The sequence below is a fragment of the Parafrigoribacterium mesophilum genome, assembly GCF_039652555.1.
Lineage (GTDB): Bacteria > Actinomycetota > Actinomycetes > Actinomycetales > Microbacteriaceae > Parafrigoribacterium > Parafrigoribacterium mesophilum.
On the sequence record NZ_JBDJAF010000001.1, the window covers coordinates 1,135,590 to 1,153,659 of the forward strand.

At 64.8% G+C, this 18,070-nt stretch carries 15 protein-coding genes; 7 read left to right on the forward strand and 8 right to left on the reverse strand.

Features of this window, described 5'->3' with window-relative positions; all coding sequences use genetic code 11:
• The first annotated feature begins 22 nt into the window (after positions 1-22).
• Together ABFX56_RS05390 and mscL are read left to right on the forward strand one after the other, a co-directional pair.
• Entirely contained in the window at positions 23-382 is a 360-nt protein-coding gene (locus ABFX56_RS05390; protein WP_346232237.1) for an FmdB family zinc ribbon protein, read from the forward strand.
• Positions 383-395: 13 nt separating this feature from the next.
• Positions 396-827: a large conductance mechanosensitive channel protein MscL gene (gene mscL, locus ABFX56_RS05395; RefSeq protein WP_346232238.1), complete on the forward strand. Its 432-nt coding sequence runs from the start codon at positions 396-398 to the stop codon at positions 825-827.
• A 199-nt stretch (positions 828-1,026) separates the two neighbouring features.
• Here mscL and ABFX56_RS05400 read toward each other — a convergent pair whose 3' ends face one another.
• Both ABFX56_RS05400 and ABFX56_RS05405 read right to left on the reverse strand, forming a co-directional pair.
• Positions 1,027-1,206: a hypothetical protein gene (locus ABFX56_RS05400; protein ID WP_346232239.1), complete on the reverse strand. Its 180-nt coding sequence runs from the start codon at positions 1,204-1,206 to the stop codon at positions 1,027-1,029.
• Positions 1,207-1,208: 2 nt separating this feature from the next.
• Positions 1,209-4,970 carry a DEAD/DEAH box helicase gene (locus ABFX56_RS05405; protein WP_428834402.1) on the reverse strand — a complete coding sequence of 1,254 codons (3,762 nt, stop codon included), beginning with the start codon at positions 4,968-4,970 and terminating at the stop codon, positions 1,209-1,211.
• An 83-nt stretch (positions 4,971-5,053) separates the two neighbouring features.
• On the opposite strand from ABFX56_RS05405, the gene ABFX56_RS05410 reads away from it, so the two are divergent.
• On the forward strand, positions 5,054-6,373 hold the full coding sequence (locus ABFX56_RS05410; protein WP_346232241.1) for a hypothetical protein: 1,320 nt from the start codon (positions 5,054-5,056) through the stop codon (positions 6,371-6,373).
• A gap of 33 nt (positions 6,374-6,406) precedes the next feature.
• Here ABFX56_RS05410 and ABFX56_RS05415 read toward each other — a convergent pair whose 3' ends face one another.
• Complete coding sequence (locus tag ABFX56_RS05415) at positions 6,407-7,099, reverse strand: trimeric intracellular cation channel family protein (RefSeq protein WP_346232242.1); 693 nt, start codon at positions 7,097-7,099, stop codon at positions 6,407-6,409.
• A gap of 92 nt (positions 7,100-7,191) precedes the next feature.
• Here ABFX56_RS05415 and ABFX56_RS05420 point away from each other — a divergent pair, with 92 nt between their 5' ends.
• The 3 genes from ABFX56_RS05420 to ABFX56_RS05430 are packed head-to-tail and all read left to right on the forward strand — an operon-like array spanning position 7,192 to position 10,103.
• Entirely contained in the window at positions 7,192-8,430 is a 1,239-nt protein-coding gene (locus tag ABFX56_RS05420; protein WP_346232243.1) for an acyltransferase family protein, read from the forward strand.
• A 9-nt stretch (positions 8,431-8,439) separates the two neighbouring features.
• Positions 8,440-9,651: a serine/threonine-protein kinase gene (locus ABFX56_RS05425; protein WP_346232244.1), complete on the forward strand. Its 1,212-nt coding sequence runs from the start codon at positions 8,440-8,442 to the stop codon at positions 9,649-9,651.
• Complete coding sequence (locus ABFX56_RS05430) at positions 9,648-10,103, forward strand: hypothetical protein (protein ID WP_346232245.1); 456 nt, start codon at positions 9,648-9,650, stop codon at positions 10,101-10,103. Before ABFX56_RS05425 ends, ABFX56_RS05430 begins: the two co-directional genes overlap by 4 nt.
• A 32-nt stretch (positions 10,104-10,135) precedes the next feature.
• Here ABFX56_RS05430 and ABFX56_RS05435 read toward each other — a convergent pair whose 3' ends face one another.
• The 3 genes from ABFX56_RS05435 to ABFX56_RS05445 all read right to left on the reverse strand — a co-directional run bounded on the left by ABFX56_RS05435 (position 10,136) and on the right by ABFX56_RS05445 (position 13,742).
• Complete coding sequence (locus ABFX56_RS05435) at positions 10,136-10,762, reverse strand: hypothetical protein (protein ID WP_346232246.1); 627 nt, start codon at positions 10,760-10,762, stop codon at positions 10,136-10,138.
• Between the two features lie 79 nt (positions 10,763-10,841).
• Positions 10,842-12,248 carry an aspartate aminotransferase family protein gene (locus ABFX56_RS05440; protein WP_346232247.1) on the reverse strand — a complete coding sequence of 469 codons (1,407 nt, stop codon included), beginning with the start codon at positions 12,246-12,248 and terminating at the stop codon, positions 10,842-10,844.
• Between the two features lie 9 nt (positions 12,249-12,257).
• Positions 12,258-13,742, reverse strand: coding sequence for a CoA-acylating methylmalonate-semialdehyde dehydrogenase (locus tag ABFX56_RS05445; RefSeq protein ID WP_346232248.1), 1,485 nt, complete (start codon positions 13,740-13,742; stop codon positions 12,258-12,260).
• 145 nt (positions 13,743-13,887) lie between these two features.
• Here ABFX56_RS05445 and ABFX56_RS05450 point away from each other — a divergent pair, with 145 nt between their 5' ends.
• A complete protein-coding gene (locus ABFX56_RS05450; RefSeq protein WP_346232249.1) occupies positions 13,888-15,579 on the forward strand; it encodes a PucR family transcriptional regulator in 1,692 nt (563 codons plus the stop codon).
• A gap of 5 nt (positions 15,580-15,584) precedes the next feature.
• On the opposite strand, the gene ABFX56_RS05455 is transcribed toward ABFX56_RS05450, so the two are convergent.
• Positions 15,585-16,601 (reverse strand): TIGR03842 family LLM class F420-dependent oxidoreductase, encoded by a 1,017-nt coding sequence (locus ABFX56_RS05455; RefSeq protein ID WP_346232250.1) that lies wholly within the window; start codon positions 16,599-16,601, stop codon positions 15,585-15,587.
• A 29-nt stretch (positions 16,602-16,630) separates the two neighbouring features.
• A complete protein-coding gene (hydA, locus tag ABFX56_RS05460; RefSeq protein WP_346232251.1) occupies positions 16,631-18,046 on the reverse strand; it encodes a dihydropyrimidinase in 1,416 nt (471 codons plus the stop codon).
• Positions 18,047-18,070 lie beyond the last annotated feature (24 nt).

Genomic DNA, 18,070 nt, shown 5'->3' on the forward strand with positions numbered 1-18,070 from the left:
TTATATAAGCACGAAGGATTGTATGCCCACTTATTCATATCGCTGTTCCGAGTGCGACAACGCATTCGACATCCAGCAGGCCTTCACCGACAGTTCGCTGACGGTGTGCCCGGTCTGCGGCGGAAAGCTTCGCAAAGTCTTCGGTGTGGTCGGAGTGACCTTCAACGGGCCCGGCTTCTACCGCACCGATTCGCGGTCCACCGACAGTAAACACGGCACCAAGCACCACGCCAAGCTTGACGCGTCCAAGCCAGAGCCGGCCAAATCCGACTCGGCCAGGTCCGACTCCGCGAAAACGCCGGCCACGGCATCCGCACCCTCCAGCTCCTCGTCGTCCACCAGCTCATCCAGCACAGGCAAGTCGGGAACCATCACGAAATAAAGGAGCGCGCAACATGATCAAGGGATTCAAAGAGTTCATCCTCCGCGGCAATGTGATTGATCTGGCAGTCGCCTTCGTTATCGGCGTCGCGTTCGCCGCGGTCGTCACGGCGTTCGTCGAGAAGATCATCAATCCCCTGATCGGTGCCCTGTTCAGCGCGGACAGCCTGGACAATTCGCTGGTCCTCCACGTCGGCAGCGCGAGTCTTCAGTTCGGCGCTCTCATCGGCGCGATCATCCAGTTCTTGTTGATCGCCCTCGTGGTGTATTTCGCCCTGGTAGTTCCGATGAACTATCTGAGGCGGCTGTCGTTCCGCAGGCGCGGCGCCCAGCCGGAGGCGGACACCCCGCCATCGGAGTTGGATCTGCTCACCCAGATCCGCGACCTGCTGGCCACGCCGGCCGGCGCTGACGCCGGGAACTCCCGGCACGCCGCCGACGTCTGACCACCGGCACCGGGTCCCTACCCCTGCAACCGGTCACCCTGCCCGCCTCCCGCCCAGCCCATCTCAAGGACTTTTTGTTGCGAATGCCCCCGGATTGGCATGTCCAGGCATCCGGAGTACAAAAACTCCGTGAAACGGGATGCGCGGGACCGGATGCGACGGGGCGGATGCTCAGAGGTGGTTGCTCCAAGACGGATGCTCAGAGGTGGTTGCCCCAGTGCGGCGGCTTGTCCGCACGCAGGCGGGCGTCGTTCTCGTTCTCCGCATGACGGCGGGGTTCCTGCGGCGGCCTCGGGTCGGAGCCGGGTACCGGCGCCGTCTGCACGCGCCGGTGCGGGCGCCTGCGGCTGGATTCGTCTCCGGGAACCTGTTCTGTCATCCCTACGATGGTACGCCGGGGGCGACGGGGATCGGTTCGGTGGCCGGATCCTTGCGGGCGCCGAGCAGGTCGACGACGCGGTCGGCCACGGCATCCGGGTCGCTGAACAGTTCGAAGGCGTGCACCCTGAGGTAGTGCCAGCCCAGCCGGCGTAGCAAGTCCGGCCGCAGCCGCAGCGACTCGCGCAAACTCATCTCGTGCAGCACCATGTCGGTTTCGATGGTGAGGCACTTCCCCCAGAACGACGTCACCAGGCCCAACTTGCCGCGGTGCCCCAGGGCAACCCGCAGGCCGCGGCTTTCGAGGCGCCTGGCCAGGTCAACGAGCATCGGGTCGCTGTCGTCGGGTACCGCCTCGGCGCGGGTGCGCGCGGTGACATCGCCCAGGATGCCGGCGAGCGCGAGGGCACCGTGGTGCATCCGGTCTTCGTCTAGGTCGTCCGGGGTGAAGCAGGTCACGATCACCATGGCGCGACGGGCGCAGGTCATCGCGACCGCGAGCAGCCGTTCTCCGCCGGGCTTGCCGAGCGCGCCGAAGTCGGAGAGCACCCGGCCGTGCGGTGTGCGGCCGAACCCGATCGAGAAGATCACCCGGTCGCGGCTTTGCGCGACGGAACGTTCAATCGTGGTGACGGTGAACGGTTCGGCGCGGTCGCCCAAAATGAAGTCGTGCAGCAGCGGCCGGGTCGCGAGCGCCGCGAGCACCGCCTGCTCGACCCGCACGGCGTGGAATTCGGTGGCGGTGATCACCATCAGGGACTCGTGCGGCCGGCGTGAGGCGTGGTCGAGCACCAGTTCGACGACCCTGTCCACTTCCGCGTCGACACTTTCCACGGCACCGGACTCCTCGTCCGGCATCCCGAATCCGTCCTCGACATAGTCCAAGCGGATGCTGCCGTGCCCCAGAAAGCTGCCCGCCCACGGGAACGACTCGATCTTTCCCGCGTAGAAGCGCCGGTTGACCAGTTCCGCGAGGTCCTCGCCGCCGGCCCGGTAGCTGCGCGTCAGGGCGAGGGTGGGGAGCAGTGTGCCCAGGCGCGCGAGGACAGAGTCGGCGTGCACCTCGTCGAGCGATGTCGTCGCCCGGTCCCCGGCATCCTCCCGGCCGCTGATGGCGATCTCGAAGGTGGAGGGAGTCTGGGTGACCGGATCTCCGAACGCGACGGTCTGCTTGCCCCGACGGATCGCGCCGACACTTTCGGCGAGGCTGATCGCACCGGCATCCACCAGAATGACGGTGTCAAACCGTAGCGTGTCGGTGATGGTGTGCACCTCGTACGGGGAGGCCAGCCACACCGGGGCGACGGTCCGCGACAGGTGCGGCGCAGCCGCCTGCAGTTCGGCGGTGCTCAGCTTCGGCGCGCGCAGGATGCGTTTGAGTGCGGCGGCCTCGTCGGGCCAGTCCACCAGAGAGATCTTCCAGTTTTCCGCCAGCTGCCAGCCGAGCAGGCCCGCGCTTCCGGCGGCGTGGGCCTCGTCGACGAGCTTGAAGTCGGCCTCCAGCCGGTCTAGCACCGAGGTGTTGGCCCCGAGCAGCGCACGATCGGATTCGAGCAGTGATTCCAGCGCGGAACGCCACCAGGCCAGTTCCAGCTCGGCGGCCACCTGCTCTTCCGGCACGTGCCGTGACGCCAGGTCGGCCAGCAGGATTTCCAACCCCAGGTCGCGAAGCATGGACCGCAGTTGCGCGCGCTCCTGCAGGTTCTGTAGCACGTCGGAGTCCGCGGCCAGGCCTTCCAGACGCTGCTGCAGATCGGGAATGGGTAACCGGGCGAGGATGCCGACACCATCCAACGGTTCATCGAGGGCGGCAAGGTCCTGCGACACCTGCTGGTGCGCGACCTGCACGTCGGCGATCCCGGTCGGCACCTCCGGCGTCACGCCAGCAGCAACGAATCGCTGCCAGAGCACCCGCTGCTGGATATCCACGAGGGCGCCGTGCAGATCGGTGACGTGCACGCCCGGTCGGACGTACTCGCCGGCCAGCCGGCGCAGTCTGCGCCGGTTCGAACCCGACATCTCCGCGGAATCCTTGCGCGAGGCGGTAGCCAAAATCAGGTCACTGAGCGAACGGTCGAACACCACCGGCAAGAACTTGTCGAGCGTGTCACGGATGTCGGTGAGCAGGCGCAGATAGACGCCCAGTTCCGCGATCGACTCGAACGGGCGCATCCGAGTGCCGTCGATGAGTTCCCCTGCGCGTTCGAGCAGCCGAGGCAGTTCGGTGTGGTGCAACTGCTTGGCAATGCCGTGGGCGCGCACCGCCTGTTCGCTCGAATCGAAGTTGGCGCCGTACCAGGGGGAATCACCTGGCCCGTAGCGGAACTCACCGAGCGCAGCCGCCTTGAGCATCGCATCCGCGGCCCGGTGCCGGTCTTGCGACAACATCACGACCGAGGACCGCTCCAGCCGGGCGGATGTCGCGGGTGGGTTCGGCAGCAGCGCGAGACGGGACAGCTCGGCGACGCAGTCGAGCACCGAGACCCCGAACCCCGGATCGCGGCGCGCGATGGCTACCCGGTAGTCGAGCAGCACCTTGCGCAACCGCACCAGGGCATCGTCGACCTCGGCCAGCTTCGGCGGTTTCGCCTTCTCGTTGCGGCTGATCGAGCGGATCAGGTCCCGGCGCAGCGACCCCGGCGACACCGCGATGCCGGCAAGCCCGACGTCACCGAGTCGTTGCGCGATGCCGGTGAGGGAGGAACGGCGCGGTCCGACCACGAGCACCCGCTTGTTCGCCGCGACCAGCGCGCCGATGGCGTTGACGATGGTTTGGGTGCCGCCGGTGCCCGGCAGGGTCTTCACTACGAGCGAGTTTCCTGCGTTGATCTGCGCGACCACGTTCTCTTGCTCGGCATCGGCGTCGAGCAGCAGGGTGTCCAGCTCGGGCGCGCGCTGATCGCAGGCGGGCACCTCCACGGGAGCATAGCTTTCTTCGACAGCCCATTTGGCGGACGGGTTGCCGGCCAGCGCATCAAGCACGGGATGTTCCAGGTCCGCCGCATCCGCCCGCATGGACGTGCCGACGTCGGCGAACGACGAGACCACCAGGCGCGGGGACACGTTGAACCACTCCAGGTGCATGGTGAGGCCGCGAAGCCGGTCGATGACCGGGTTGGGTTTGAACGTGCCGTCCTGCTCGGCCAGCGCCGCGAACGCGTCGGCATCCAACCGGATGCGGAACTGTTCGTCCAACACGCGCGCGAGCTCAGGATTCAAGTAGGGATTGCCGAGCAGGCGCAACTCGAAGTCGCTGCCGTAGCGGCGGATCGCCAGGGGCCGCAACAGCACCGGAGCACAGTAGTCGGCGTTCTCGAACTGCCACTGCGCCATCCCGATGCCCAGATGGATGGAGTCGATTCCGCGCACGGTGGCCAGTTCCAGACCTTTCGCGGCAATCTCGCTGGCAGCCAGCTTCGCGGTGCGAAGTGCGAGGTCGTCCCGGATCAAACTGGACAACAACGTCGTTCTTCCGGTGATGAACGTCGCGAGTCCGCCGGGGTGGGTGACACCCAGCTCGATCCTGGTGCGCGGACCATCTTCGAAGTGCAGAAGCGGCGATCGACCGCCAACCGCAGCCAGCTCGGTACGCCACTGCTGCCAGGTCGGCTCGGCGACGTTGATGGCCGCGTAGTTGGGATCCCCCAGACTCAATGCAAAAGGAGCCGTAACCTGGCGCGCCGGCTCATTCAACTCCGAGCGCGCGGGCTCGTGCAGATCCTCGGACAGGTCTGGGTCATCATGTCTTCTATCAGCACGCCACACATGGCAACCTTAAGCGGGCACACCCCCAATTCCAGGGAGGCGTGGCGGGTTTCGCCCAGACTGCGCACCGTAAGATACCGGCCATGACTCGTGATCTTTCGAGCATTGCGCAGGCAACGCAGGCCGTCGACTGGGTACGGGCCGCCTCGATCGCCACGGTGACGGCGATCGTGCTCTTCGCAGCGCTGGTCGCCATCGGCTTCACGTTGCTGCTCGTACGTCGACGGCGGGGCGCAGCCGGCGGCGGCGACCTTGACCGGCAGCAAGAAGCCAACATCCTGCTCGTGCGTGTCGACGACTCCATCAAGTCCAGCGAGGACGAACTCGGTTTCGCCATCGCCCAGTTCGGCGAGGAGAAGACCAAGGGCTTCGCGGCGGCGATCGCCGCGGCGCAGCAGCAGTTGACTGAGGCGTTCGCGTTGCAGCAGCGGCTGGATGACTCCACACCGGACACCGCGACGCAGAAGAAGGAGTGGAACGCCAGAATCATCCAGCTGTGCCGGAGCGCTCAGTCGAGTCTGGCGGCGCAGCAGGAGCAATTCGACCGGATGCGTCGCCTTGAGAAGAACGCACCGACCGACCTCGCCACCGTGCGCGACTCGATCGCTGCCCTGCGCACGCGACTCTCGGCGGCAGATCAAACGGCGGCAACCCTGCACGCGAAGTATGCGACATCCGCTATCGCAACCGTCGCCGAGAACCTCGACGACGCCCGCCAGCACCTCACCGGGGCGGCAGCGGCGGCGAATGCGGCTGCCGCACGCCTCGCCGCGCAGAAAGGCGCTGCGGCCGCGGATGCGATCCGTGATGCCGAAGACGACGTGCTGCGCGCGGAGCACTTGCTCGATGCCATTGATTCGGCGGCGACGACACTGGGCACCGCCGCCGACGCGGTCACGGAATTGGTTGCCTCGACCCGGGCGAACGCGCAGGAGGCCCGCGCCACTCGGGATGCACCCGCCGACGCCGACGCCGCCGAGGCCGTGGGCCGCGCGCTCACGCTCGTCGATCAGGTTCTCGGGGAGATTTCCGCACCCCGGCAGCGCACCGATCCGGTCGCCGACCTGAACCGGCTTCGGGAGGCCAACGCGGCGCTCGATTCGGCGATGGCCAGTGCCCGCAACCAGCAGCGCCGGCTGGACGGTGCGCGCACTGCGCTCACTGGCGCATTGGTTGCCGCGCGCAGCCAGATTTCCACGGCGTCGGATTTCATCGACACTCGGCGAGGTGCAATCGGATCGGAGGCTCGCACCCGGCTGGCCGAGGCGCGTCGCCTGCTCACCTTGGCCGAGACCGAGGCGGACCCGGTGACGGCGTTGGACACGGCGCGCCGGTCGGCGACCTACTCGCGTGATGCCGACGCCCTCGCGCGCTACGACGTCCTGGGCCACCCGCTCGGGTAGTGGGTGCGCCAGCGCGAGCATTTCGACGCCGCGTCAGCGCGGCGGGCGTTCCCTACGGTGCCGCAGGCTCAAGAGCATCCGCGGCTTGGGGATGCGAAATTCCAGGCCGGTGGGCAGAATCCAGCCGTAGCGCCGGGCGAGCAACGACAGCAGGGCGCCGGTGAGGATGGCGACGGCGGAGCCGATGGCCTGGTACCCGAGCAGGCTCAGCACCACCATTTCGACGCTGGCGACCAGCGCGCTCGTCGCGTAGAGGGTGTTCCCGCCGAAAATCGTCGGCACCTTCAGCAGCATGATGTCCCGCACCATCCCGCCGCCGACCGCGGTGATCACTCCGAGCATCACGGCCGGCAGCCACCACAACCCGGCATCGAGGGTCTTCTGCGCGCCGGCGGCCGCCCAGCACCCCACCGCGAGCGCATCCAGCAACACCAGCGAACGGCGCGACAGCGTACCCCTGAGCGGGATGAAGAACGCCACCGCTCCGCCGGCGAACGCGCAGATCAGGTAGGCCGGATCGGTGAGGGCGACCGGGGTACCGTGTTGCAGCAGAGTGTCCCTGATCATGCCGCCGCCCAGCCCGGACATGATGGCCAGGATCAAGAAGCCGACAATGTCCAAACGGGCCGACCGGGCAGCGATCCCACCGAGGATCGCGTTGGCGAGCACCCCGGCGAGGTCGACGAAGCGGATGATTTCCGTCAGCGAATCGGCGCTCAGCGTCACGAAAGTTCCTCTCCCTCCTTTACCACACGCGGCGGGGCGTTATGCAGCCAGCTTTCAGAGACCATCAAGGTTCCCGTTCTAGCGTGAATTAGATGTCAACCCCAGACGTCCTTTCTCGCTCACATGCTAGCGGTCGCCTTACCGCTCTCGATGGGCTGCGCGGAGTGGCGGCTTTGGTCGTTCTGTTGCATCACACCTTCCTCCTGAATCCGCAGTTTCCGGGCAGCCCACCCGGTGAGAACTACACCGGCGGCACACTGTTCTCGTGGATGAGCTTCAGCCCGCTCAAAATCTTCACCGCCGGCACCGAGTCGGTCATCGTGTTCTTTGTGCTGAGCGGACTCGTGGTGTCGATCCCGGCGCTCAAGCACGGTTTCGACTGGTTCGCCTACTTCCCGCGCCGTGTCGCCCGCCTGATGCTTCCGGTCGTCGGCTCGGTGCTGATTGCCGCCGCGTTCGTCGCCGCGATCCCGCAGAACAGCACGCAAGATCCCGGAACGTGGCTGTCCCGCTCCAGCACACCCGCGTTCTCGTGGGAGCACATCCTCAGTGCCATGGACCTCTTCGGCGGCGACGCCCAGATCAACAACCCGTTGTGGTCACTGCGCTGGGAAATCGTCTTCTCGTTGCTCCTACCGGTCTTCGTGATTCTCGCCGCGTTGGTGAAACGCTGGTGGTACGCCGGCATCGCGTCAGCCGTGATGCTGACCTGGGCCGGCATCTCCACCGGCGCGGATTCGCTGAGCTACCTGCCAGCGTTCTTCGTCGGCGCGATGATCGCCGTCGGGATGGACGGGGTGCGCAGATTCGCGGATGCGATCAACCGCCGTTCCGCGCACCATCTCATCTGGCTCGGGATCACGCTGGGCGGCGCGATGCTGCTTATCGCCTCCTGGCTCACCGGCCCGTTGCCTGAGGAGGCCACCGGCATCACCCATGCCCTGAAGGCCCTGGCACCTCTCGCGGCCGCGATCATCGTGGTGGCGTGCATCGGTTGGACCGCGCTGGACCGGGTGCTGTCGTGGACCCCGGTGCAGTTCGCCGGCAAGGTCTCGTTCAGCCTGTACCTCACCCACGTGCCGATCTTGATCTTCAGCAGTTACCTCTTCGCCGACGCGCCGCTGTTCGTAGCCCAGATTTTCGGTGTCAGTCTCGCCCTGGCCGTGTCGGTGGCGTTCTGGTGGATTCTCGAATCCCGCAGCCACGAGTGGTCGAAGCGTATCGGGGCTCGAGCCACTGTCGGGTACGCCACGGTGGCCAACGCGACACGACAACAGCGCGAACGTCGTGAGCGCGCGGACGAGGCGGTAGGACTCCGTCGACAGGGGTAAACAGGTCATATGCCTGTGGACAAGATCGCCGGGACCCCCTTCCCCGCTGAGCCGACCCTCAACACGATAAGCATCACAGACGACACGATGAGCGCCGTTGACGACACCATCGGCAGCGTGGTCAACGGTCGATACAAAGTCAGCAGTCTGATCGGCCGAGGCGGGATGGCTTCTGTCTATCGGGCACAGGACCTGGAGTTGCCGCGGGAAGTCGCGCTCAAACTGATGCCGCCAGGTTCTGCCAACCTCGAGGAGGTGCTGCGGCAGCGCAACGAGATCGCCACTCTCGCATCACTGAACCATCCCGCCCTCGTGACACTGCTCGACGCCGGTACGGAGAAGCTGCCAGCCGGCGAACGAACGTTCCTCGTCATGGAGTTCGTGGATGGGCCCAACCTGCGGCAACTGTTGGCGCGGCCACTGCCGCGCGACCAGATCGCGTACATCGCCGCCGACATCGCCGAGGCGCTGCACTACATGCACGGCCTTGGCATCGTGCACCGCGACCTGAAACCAGCGAACATCCTGCTCGCATCCTGTGACCTGCCCGAACGTTCATATCGGGCGAAACTGGCCGACCTGGGGATTGCCAGGCTGATCGATTCCGGCCACCTCACCTCCACCGGCGTCATCGTCGGCAGCGCGAACTACCTCAGCCCGGAACAAGCCAGCGGCGGCGCCGTGGGGCCGGCATCGGATGTCTACTCCCTCGGCCTTGTCCTCGTGGAGGCACTCACCGGTCGTAAAGCGTTCCCTGGCACCGGCATGGAGACGATCGCCGCTCGACTCAGCGCTCCGCCACCCGTTCCGACCTCGGTCGGCAGCGGCTGGGCAAGGTTGCTGACGGCGATGACGGCACTTGATCCCGACCAGCGGCCACTCCCCATCGACGTGGCGCAGACCGCCCGTGAATTGGTCAGCGCCGGCTCCATCGCTGGCCAGACGGAGCCGGTCACCACCGAGGAGCTCCCTGACACGTCGGTGCTACCCTCCGCCACAGCCACGTCGCCACCGCCGGCCCCGCAGCGCTTAGAACGCTCGGGCCGGCGGCGTGCCACGCTGATGGCGGCCGCCGGGATCATCACCATGGGATTAGCGGCCGGGGTGATGTCGTGGGCGACCGCCGCGGCACCGCAGCCCAGCCCCACAGTGTCGTATCCAACCGTGTCCGGATCGCTCGGTGTGCACCTGAAGGAACTGCAGAGGAACGTGATTCCATGACCGGCCGGCTGATGCTTCGGACCCTGGCCATCGGCGCCGTGGCGCTGGGGCTGTTGAGCGGATGCGCCACGGATTCCCCAGACATGACCGTCGCCGCCGGAAAGCAGCTCCAGGCGGCCGTGGCGGCGGTGAGCCAAGCGGCCGCGGGTGGAGACATCGCCACTGCCATCACCAACCTCGACGCGCTTGAGCGACGGCTGAGAGAGGCAACCGCATCCGGGAACATCAGCGCCGACCGCAGCGCCAAGATCGATGCCTCGATCTCGCTTGTGCGCGCCGACCTCACGGCCGCGCTGCCGCCGCCACCTCCGCCATCCCCGACTCCGACTCCGACCGTTACCGTGCAGATCCCGGCACCGGGCGGCAATACCGGTTCAGACAATTCAGACGACAACGGAAAGGACAAAGGCGGCGGCAAGGACGCGGGTCCCGGCGGCAAGGGCGGCAAGTAGCGCTGCCGTCGCCAAGCGATATCATTTCGCGCTTATTCGATGCCCGCCATCGTTGCCAGCAAGATCGGTGTGACGATCGCGAGGAACACGACAATGAGAAAACCGGCGGTCAGTACGGGGTGACGCTCCCAGCGATCCAGATTGCGTCCGTACTGCCGCCGCAGCTGCCGCCATGACAGCTCCTCGTCGAGGTAGTGGACCGGCACTTCGTAGAAGCCCACAATCTGCGCCAGGTCGGCCGGATGCCACAATTGCCCGCGCAAGCGCAGCACCGTTCTCCCCGCGTGGTCGACGACGAAATACTGCCTGGAGAACCGATCGCTGTACGGGTCGCGCAATTTCACCACGATCACCGACGCTATGTCGCTCGCGGGCGTGAACACCAGCGGTCCAAGGTACTCCCGCTCGCGGATGCCGTCTTTTGCCAACAAGACCCCAGCCTTGTGCAGCCTCCCGGCCACCGCGGCGAACGCCACCATCAGAATCACGTGGGCCAACAGGAACGGCACCCAGCGATTCTGCGGGATGGTCAACAAATACAACGCCGCGAAAACCGGGGTGCTGAAGGCGATCCAAATTCGCCAGGCATTCCGCCAAAGGTTCCCCTGCGGCCGATAGCGCTGCGACCAATCGCGCAGCTCAGCCGGTCGTCGGCTCATGCACTCTCCCCCTCGCCCCCGCCAACCCTATCGGTGAGGATTTCGGCGGGGCAATCCACGCGGGGCTAGAGAGGGCAGACTACCTGACGTATCCGTCGGCGACGGTGAGCGCTGCCTCGATGATGGCGAGGCCGCGGCGCAGTTCGTCTTCGGTGATGACCAACGGCGGTGCAATGTGAAGGCCGTTGAAGTGGACGAACGGCCACAATCCGGCCGACTTGCACGCAGCGGTCACGTCCGACATGGGCTTCGCATCGGCTCCGGTCGCATTGAACGGCACCAGCGGCTCACGCGTTTCCCGGTTTCGTACCAGTTCCAACGCCCAGAACAGTCCCCGGCCGCGAATGTTGCCGATCGATGGATGCCGGGCAGCCCAGGTAGCCAATTCCGGCTCGATGACCCGTTCGCCGAGGTCACGGACGCGTTCCAGGACGCCGTCCCGCTCGAAGACCTCGAAGGTGGCCACGCCTGCGGCACACGCGAGCGGGTGCCCGGAGTAGGTCAGTCCTCCTGGGAAGACCACGTCATCGAAGTGGCCGGCGATCTTCGCGGAAATGACCACACCGCCAAGGGGAACATAACCGGAATTGACCCCCTTGGCGAAGGTGATCAAATCGGGGACCACGTCGAATGCGTTGACCGAAAACCACTCGCCGATTCGGCCGAAACCGACCATCACCTCATCGGCGATGTACACGATGTCGTACTTATCGCACAGTTCCCGTACTCCGGCCAGGTAGCCGGGCGGTGGAACCAGGACCCCGTTGGTCCCCACGATGGTTTCGATGATGATCGCCGCGATGGTGCTGGCCCCCTCGAGCACGATGACCTGCTCGAGGTGTTCCAATGCGCGCTGCGATTCTTCCGCCTCGGTGCTGGAGTGGAACGCAGACCGGTACAGATACGGTCCGAAGAAGTGCGCCACCGAGCCGTCGCTCGGTTCGTTCGCCCAGCGACGCGGGTCGCCGGTCAGGGAGATCGCGGTGGAGGTTGCCCCGTGATAGCTGCGGTACATGGCCAGCACCTTGCGTCGCCCGGTGACCTGGCGAGCCATCCGTACGGCATTTTCGTTGGCATCCGCGCCGCCGTTGGTGAAGAACACCTTGTTCAGGTCGCCCGGAGCCACGCCGGCGATCCGACGGGCCAACTCTCCACGGACATCGTTCGCAATTCCTGGCTGGATCGCACAGAGGCGACCGGCTTGGGCCTGGATGGCGGCAATAAGGTCCGGATGCTGATGTCCGAGGTTCAGATTGACCAACTGCGATGAGAAGTCAAGGTAGGGCTTGCCTTGATAATCCCAGAATGTCGAACCGTGTCCGGCGGCAATCGGTAGCGGGTCGATCTTTGCCTGGGCGCTCCACGAATGAAACACATGCGCGCGGTCATCGCTTCGCACCTGTTGTTCGGCGACTTGATCGCCGAACGCATGCACGGCACCATGTCGGTCGGTGTAGCTTGCCAGGTCTGTCGCTTGGATGGTCATGTGCGTTCCTTAGTGATTGCTCGGAAAGCCGAGGTTGATCTGCGATTCGGATGGGTGGGGCCAGCGCGAGGTGACCACCTTGTTGCGTGTGTAGAAATGAATCGAGTCAGGGCCGTAAATGTGCGAGTCACCGAACAGGGAGTTCTTCCAGCCACCGAATGAGTAAGAGGCGATGGGTACCGGGATGGGCACGTTGACGCCGACCATGCCCACTTCGACGTCAAACTCGAATTCGCGCACCGCTCGCCCATCCCGCGTGAAGATGGCCACGCCGTTGCCGTACTGATTGGCGTTGATCAGTGCGACGGCCTCGCCATAGGAATCGACCCGCACCACGGAGAGCACCGGTCCGAAGATCTCGTCGTGATACACCTTCATGTCGGGTGTCACGTTATCCAGCAAACTGAGCCCGATGAAGAAGCCGTCGCCGTCGAACTTTTGGTCCCGGCCATCAACAACCACCGTTGCCCCTTCTGCCGGAGCACCCGCGATATAGGATGCCACCTTGTCGTGATGCTCGCGTGTAATGAGCGGGCCCATCTCGCTGGACGAGCGTGTGCCATCACCGATGACCAATCCGGCCATCCGCGACTTGACCCGGTCGACCAGGTCGTCAGCGATCGGGCCGACAGCAACCAACACGCTGACTGCCATGCACCGTTCTCCCGCTGATCCGTACGCGGCGGAGATGGCGGCGTCGGCAGCGGCATCGAGGTCGGCGTCAGGCATCACCACCATGTGATTCTTGGCGCCCCCGAGAGCCTGAACACGCTTACCGTTGTCGGAAGCGTGCCGGTAAATCGACTTCGCGATCGGTGTCGAGCCGACGAAACTGACGGCAGCTATATCCGGGCTGTCAATGATGGCATCGACCGCCACCTTGTCGCCGTGCACCACGTTGAGCACACCGTCGGGCAGGCCGGCTTCCTGAAACAGCTTCGCCAGAAAGACGGATGCCGATGGGTCCTTCTCGCTGGGCTTGAGCACCACAGTGTTGCCGCACGCGATGGCGGAGGCGACCATCCACAACGGCACCATGACCGGGAAGTTGAACGGTGTGATGCATCCGACGACGCCGACCGGCTGTCTCACTGAATGCACGTCGATGCCGGTCGAGACCTGCTCGGAGTGATCGCCCTTGAGAAGATGCACAAGGCCCGCCGCGAATTCGACATTCTCCAGGCCGCGGGACACTTCACCCGCCGCGTCGGAGAGCACCTTGCCGTGTTCACTGGTGACAATGGCGGCGAGCTCATCGCCGCGCTCCTTGAGCAGGTGACGCAGCCGAAAGAAGACGTCCGTGCGCTTGGTGAGGCTCGTGGAACGCCAGGCCGGCAAAGCGTGCTTGGCAGCCGCGATGGCGGTCTCGACATCCGCGACGGACGCATAGACCAACTCATGCTGTTGCCGACCAGTCGCCGGATTGTAGACCGGACCGGTCCTCTCCGGCTGGCCGGCATCCTGCCCATTGATGAAGTGACGTACCAGAGCCATCGTCATTCCTTCTGTCGATATCTGCGGAATGAACCGGCGCGTCATCACGCCGCGTCCATCGTACTGCTGACACATTCGGACACTCTGACTGGGTGCGCGAGTATCGTTACACTGCAATGGTTGCAGAAGAATAAAGGAGACTCGAGTGGCAGACCGTCTCAATTCCGTCGCGGAAAAGACAGATCGTACGGGAACTAGAAATGTCTGGTCTGTGCTGCCGACCGTGCAGGATGTGCTGCGGCTTCCGGTTGTCATCGATGCGCTTCCTGAGGTGCTCGCGGGGAGCGATTCGCTTGATTCTCCAGTGCGGTGGGTGCACGTCAGTGAGAGCCTGGCCGTCGCCAAGCTACTCGACGGCGGCGAGTTGCTGCTGACCACCGGAGCGGGGTGGTCAACCGACGATGCCGAGCTCACCCGGTACATCGACGACCTGGTGCAGGTTGGTGTCTCTGGACTGGTGCTGGAATTGGTGCAGCGATATCGGACGGTTCCCGGCGCGGTCTTGGATGCCTGCGTGCGTCACGGCTTTCCGCTGATCGTGGTTCACCGCGAGGTGAAGTTCGTTGCAATCACCGAGGCCGTGCACAGCGGGATCATTTCGGTCCAGACCGGAGCGTTGCGTGCTCGCGACGAGCTGCGGGAATTGTTCACGGACCTGAGTTTGCGCGGCAGCCCGGCCGACTTCATCGTGAAGCAGCTGAGTCAGGTGCTCCACTCCACGGTCGTCTTGGAAAATCTCTCACACGAGGTGATCGCCATCGAAGGAGAGGGCCTGGATGCGCACGAGGTTCTGCGTCATTGGGAACAGAAGTCGCGCGCGGCGCACCGGACAGCCGACCAGGCGATGGTGACCGGGGAAGATTGCGCGGACGGATGGATCGTCGTTCCGGTCGAGGCACGTGGCACCCGGTGGGGATCGCTTCTCGCCTTGCCTGGAGAGCCCCATCCGGCCGGCCGTGCCGCCGTACTCGTACAAGGCGCGATTGCACTCGCGTTGGGACGCCTGGCCGATCAGGATGCGGACGAATGGCTGCGCCTCAGTCATCAACGTCTACTTGACATGCTGCTTGACGGTCGCTACACCAATGCGAGCTCGGCTACCGCGAGGCTTGAATCCGCCGGGCTACCCCTGGCCCACAGACGAACGTTGATCGGTCTCACCATCGTGGGCGAAGAGGGCGCGTCAGGATCGGTGGCTGAGGCCATGACATCGGCGGCAGCCAGCATCGGCGCACACGCTGTGGCCGGTGCGGTTGCCGACTGGCCGGCGACAGCCGAGCTCAGGTCGCTTCACAACGCACCGCTGCAACTGGTGGTTTGCCTTTCCCTGCCCGCCGACACCCCCCTCGGAGACCGGCAACTTGAGCGACTTGCTCGACAGTTCGCGGCGTCGGCAGGGATTTCGGCGGACAAGTTGACGATGGGGGTGGGATCGAAGGGGTCGGATGTCTCCGGGCTGCTGGTCTCGCTGCACGAGTCGATACGACTGCTGGAAGAAACATCTCGTCCGCACCGTGGCTTGGTGATTCAGCACGTGGCCGACCGACCGCTGTTGCGTCTGATCACCGCCCTGCGTGACGATCCGCGCGTGCAGGAGCACGCCGAACGAATGCTGCGCCGCCTGATCGACTATGACCTCGACCGGAACGGCGACTTGTTGAACGTCCTGGCGGCGACGCTGACGCACCCGACCAACCGGACCGCCGCCGCTGCCGCGAGTCACCTGTCGCGCTCGGTGTTCTACCAGCGTCTGGCGCTGATATCGAACCTGCTTGATGTCGACCTCGACGACGGTGAGACTCTGGCGTCACTGCAGGTGGCTATGTTCGCTCGCTGAGGCGCTCACGCCTTCGCGGCGATGTGTCCGGCCAGCGCCGGGATCACGGTCTCGCCGTAAACCCTGAGTGTTTCTTCCTTGTTGTCGTGTTGCAGGTAGCCGGCAAACTGATCGACGCCGAGTTCCGCCAGCACCTTCAGCTTCTCGACGTGTTGCTCCGCCGGGCCGAGTAGGCAAAACCGCTCGACGATGTCGTCGGGCACGAACTCGGTGTGCGGATTGCCGACTATGCCGTGCTCGTTGTAGTCGTACCCCTCCCGCCCTTTGATGTAGTCGGTCAATGCCCGAGGAACGGAGGACTCCGCGCCATATTTCGCGACGATGTCGGCGACGTGGTTACCCACCATTCCGCCGAACCAACGGCACTGGTCCCGCATGTGCCGCATGTCCGAGCCCACGTACATCGGCGCCGCTACACAGAATTTGACGGCAGCTGGATCGCGGCCCGCAGCTGCTGCGGCGTCACGAACCTTCGCGATCATCCATTCGGCGATGTCGACGTCGGCCAGCTGCAAGATGAAACCGTCGCCGACCTCACCGGCCAGCTTCAACGCCAGTGGGCCGTAGGCCGCCACCCATACTTCCAGTTCTGAACCGCGACTCCACGGGAACTGCAGTGTGGCCCCGTTGTATTCGACAGCTCGACTGTTGGCCAACTCCCTGATGACGTGGATGGCTTCGCGGAGCGTTTTCAGAGTGGTGGGTGCGCCGTTGGTGACCCGGACCGCGGAATCGCCGCGCCCGATGCCGCACACGGTTCGATTGCCGTACATCTCGTTCAACGTGGCGAACACCGACGCGGTGACGGTCCAGTCCCTCGTCGCCGGGTTCGTGACCATCGGTCCGACCACGATCCGGTGTGTTTCGGCAAGGATCTGACTGTGGATCACGTACGGCTCCTGCCACAGCAAATGCGAGTCAAAGGTCCAGACGTGACTGAATCCGTGTTGTTCCGCAAGTTTGGCCAGCGCGACGGTGCGCGAGGCCGGCGGGTTGGTCTGCAGGACTGCTCCGAATTGCATCGTTCGTGCCTCTTTAAGTCAGTGCCTCTTCAGCTCAGATACTGCGAAAGACCGCGTTTGAAGTACCTACCATCACCCTTGGTGCCGAGATATTCATGGTGATCCACGATGACCTTCCCCCGCGACAGCACCGTGTCGACGTGACCGTCGACCTCGTACCCTTCCCACGCCGAATAATCCATGTTCATGTGGTGGCTGGCCAGACCGATCGAGGTGTGCCCGTTGGGGTCGTAGACGACCACATCGGCATCGGCGCCGGGTTGGATCACCCCCTTCTTGCCGTACATCCCGAACATCCGGGCGGGTGTCGTCGACGTGACCTCCACCCAACGTTCGAGCGAGATGCGGCCGTCGACGACGCCCTGAAACAGCAGGTCCATCCTGTGCTCGACCGAGCCGATCCCGTTGGGGATCTTGGAAAAATTGCCAACGCCCATGTCCTTTTGATCTTTCATGCAGAACGGGCAGTGGTCGGTGGCCACCATCTGGATGTCATTGGTGCGCAGTGCTTGCCAGAGGTGGTGCTGGTGCCCTTCCGCACGTGAGCGTAACGGTGTCGAGCACACCCATTTCGCCCCTTCGAAGCCGGGGGCGCCGAGGTTCTCCTCCAGGGAGAGGTAGAGGTACTGCGGGCAGGTTTCACCGAACACGTTCTGGCCCAGCCCCCGGGCATGCGCGATCTGTTCGACGGCTTGCTTGGCCGAGACGTGGACCACGTACAGCGGCGCCCCGGTGATGTCCGCGAGCATGATGGCGCGGTGAGTGGCTTCCTCCTCGGTCTGCCATGGACGGGTGATGCCGTGATAATACGGTGCGGTGTTGCCTGCTGCGAGCGCCTGCTGAACCAATAGGTCGATTACACTGCCGTTCTCGGCATGCATCATGATCATGCTGCCGTTAGTCGCGGCCCGCTGCATGGCCTTGACGATCTGCCCGTCGTCAGAAAGGAAGACTCCCTTGTAGGCCATGAACAGCTTGAAGCTGGAGACTCCCTCGGCGACCAGCTCGTCCATCGCCGTCAGCGAGGAATCCTGCACATCACTCAGGATCTGGTGGAAGCCGTAGTCGATCGCGCAGTTTCCCGCCGCCTTCTGGTGCCACAGCGCGAACTGGTCGAGCACGTTTTCACCCGCGTACTGCACGACGAAGTCGACGATGCTCGTGGTGCCACCCCACGCCGCTGCACGGGTGCCGGTCTCGAACGTGTCTGAGGCCTTCGTGCCGCCGAACGGCATCTCCATGTGGGTGTGCGCGTCGACGCCGCCCGGGATCACATACCGATCCTTCGCATCGATGACCGTGTCTACGTTGTGTTCGAGATCGAACCCGAGCAGTGTCGAACCCGGCGCCAATACAGCCGCGATCGTCTCCCCGTCAATGACGACGTCGGCGACTGCGGTGCCCGTGGCGCTGACAACAGTTCCGTTTTTGATCAGTGTCTTCACGGTCTCCCCTTGCTTGTCGACGGT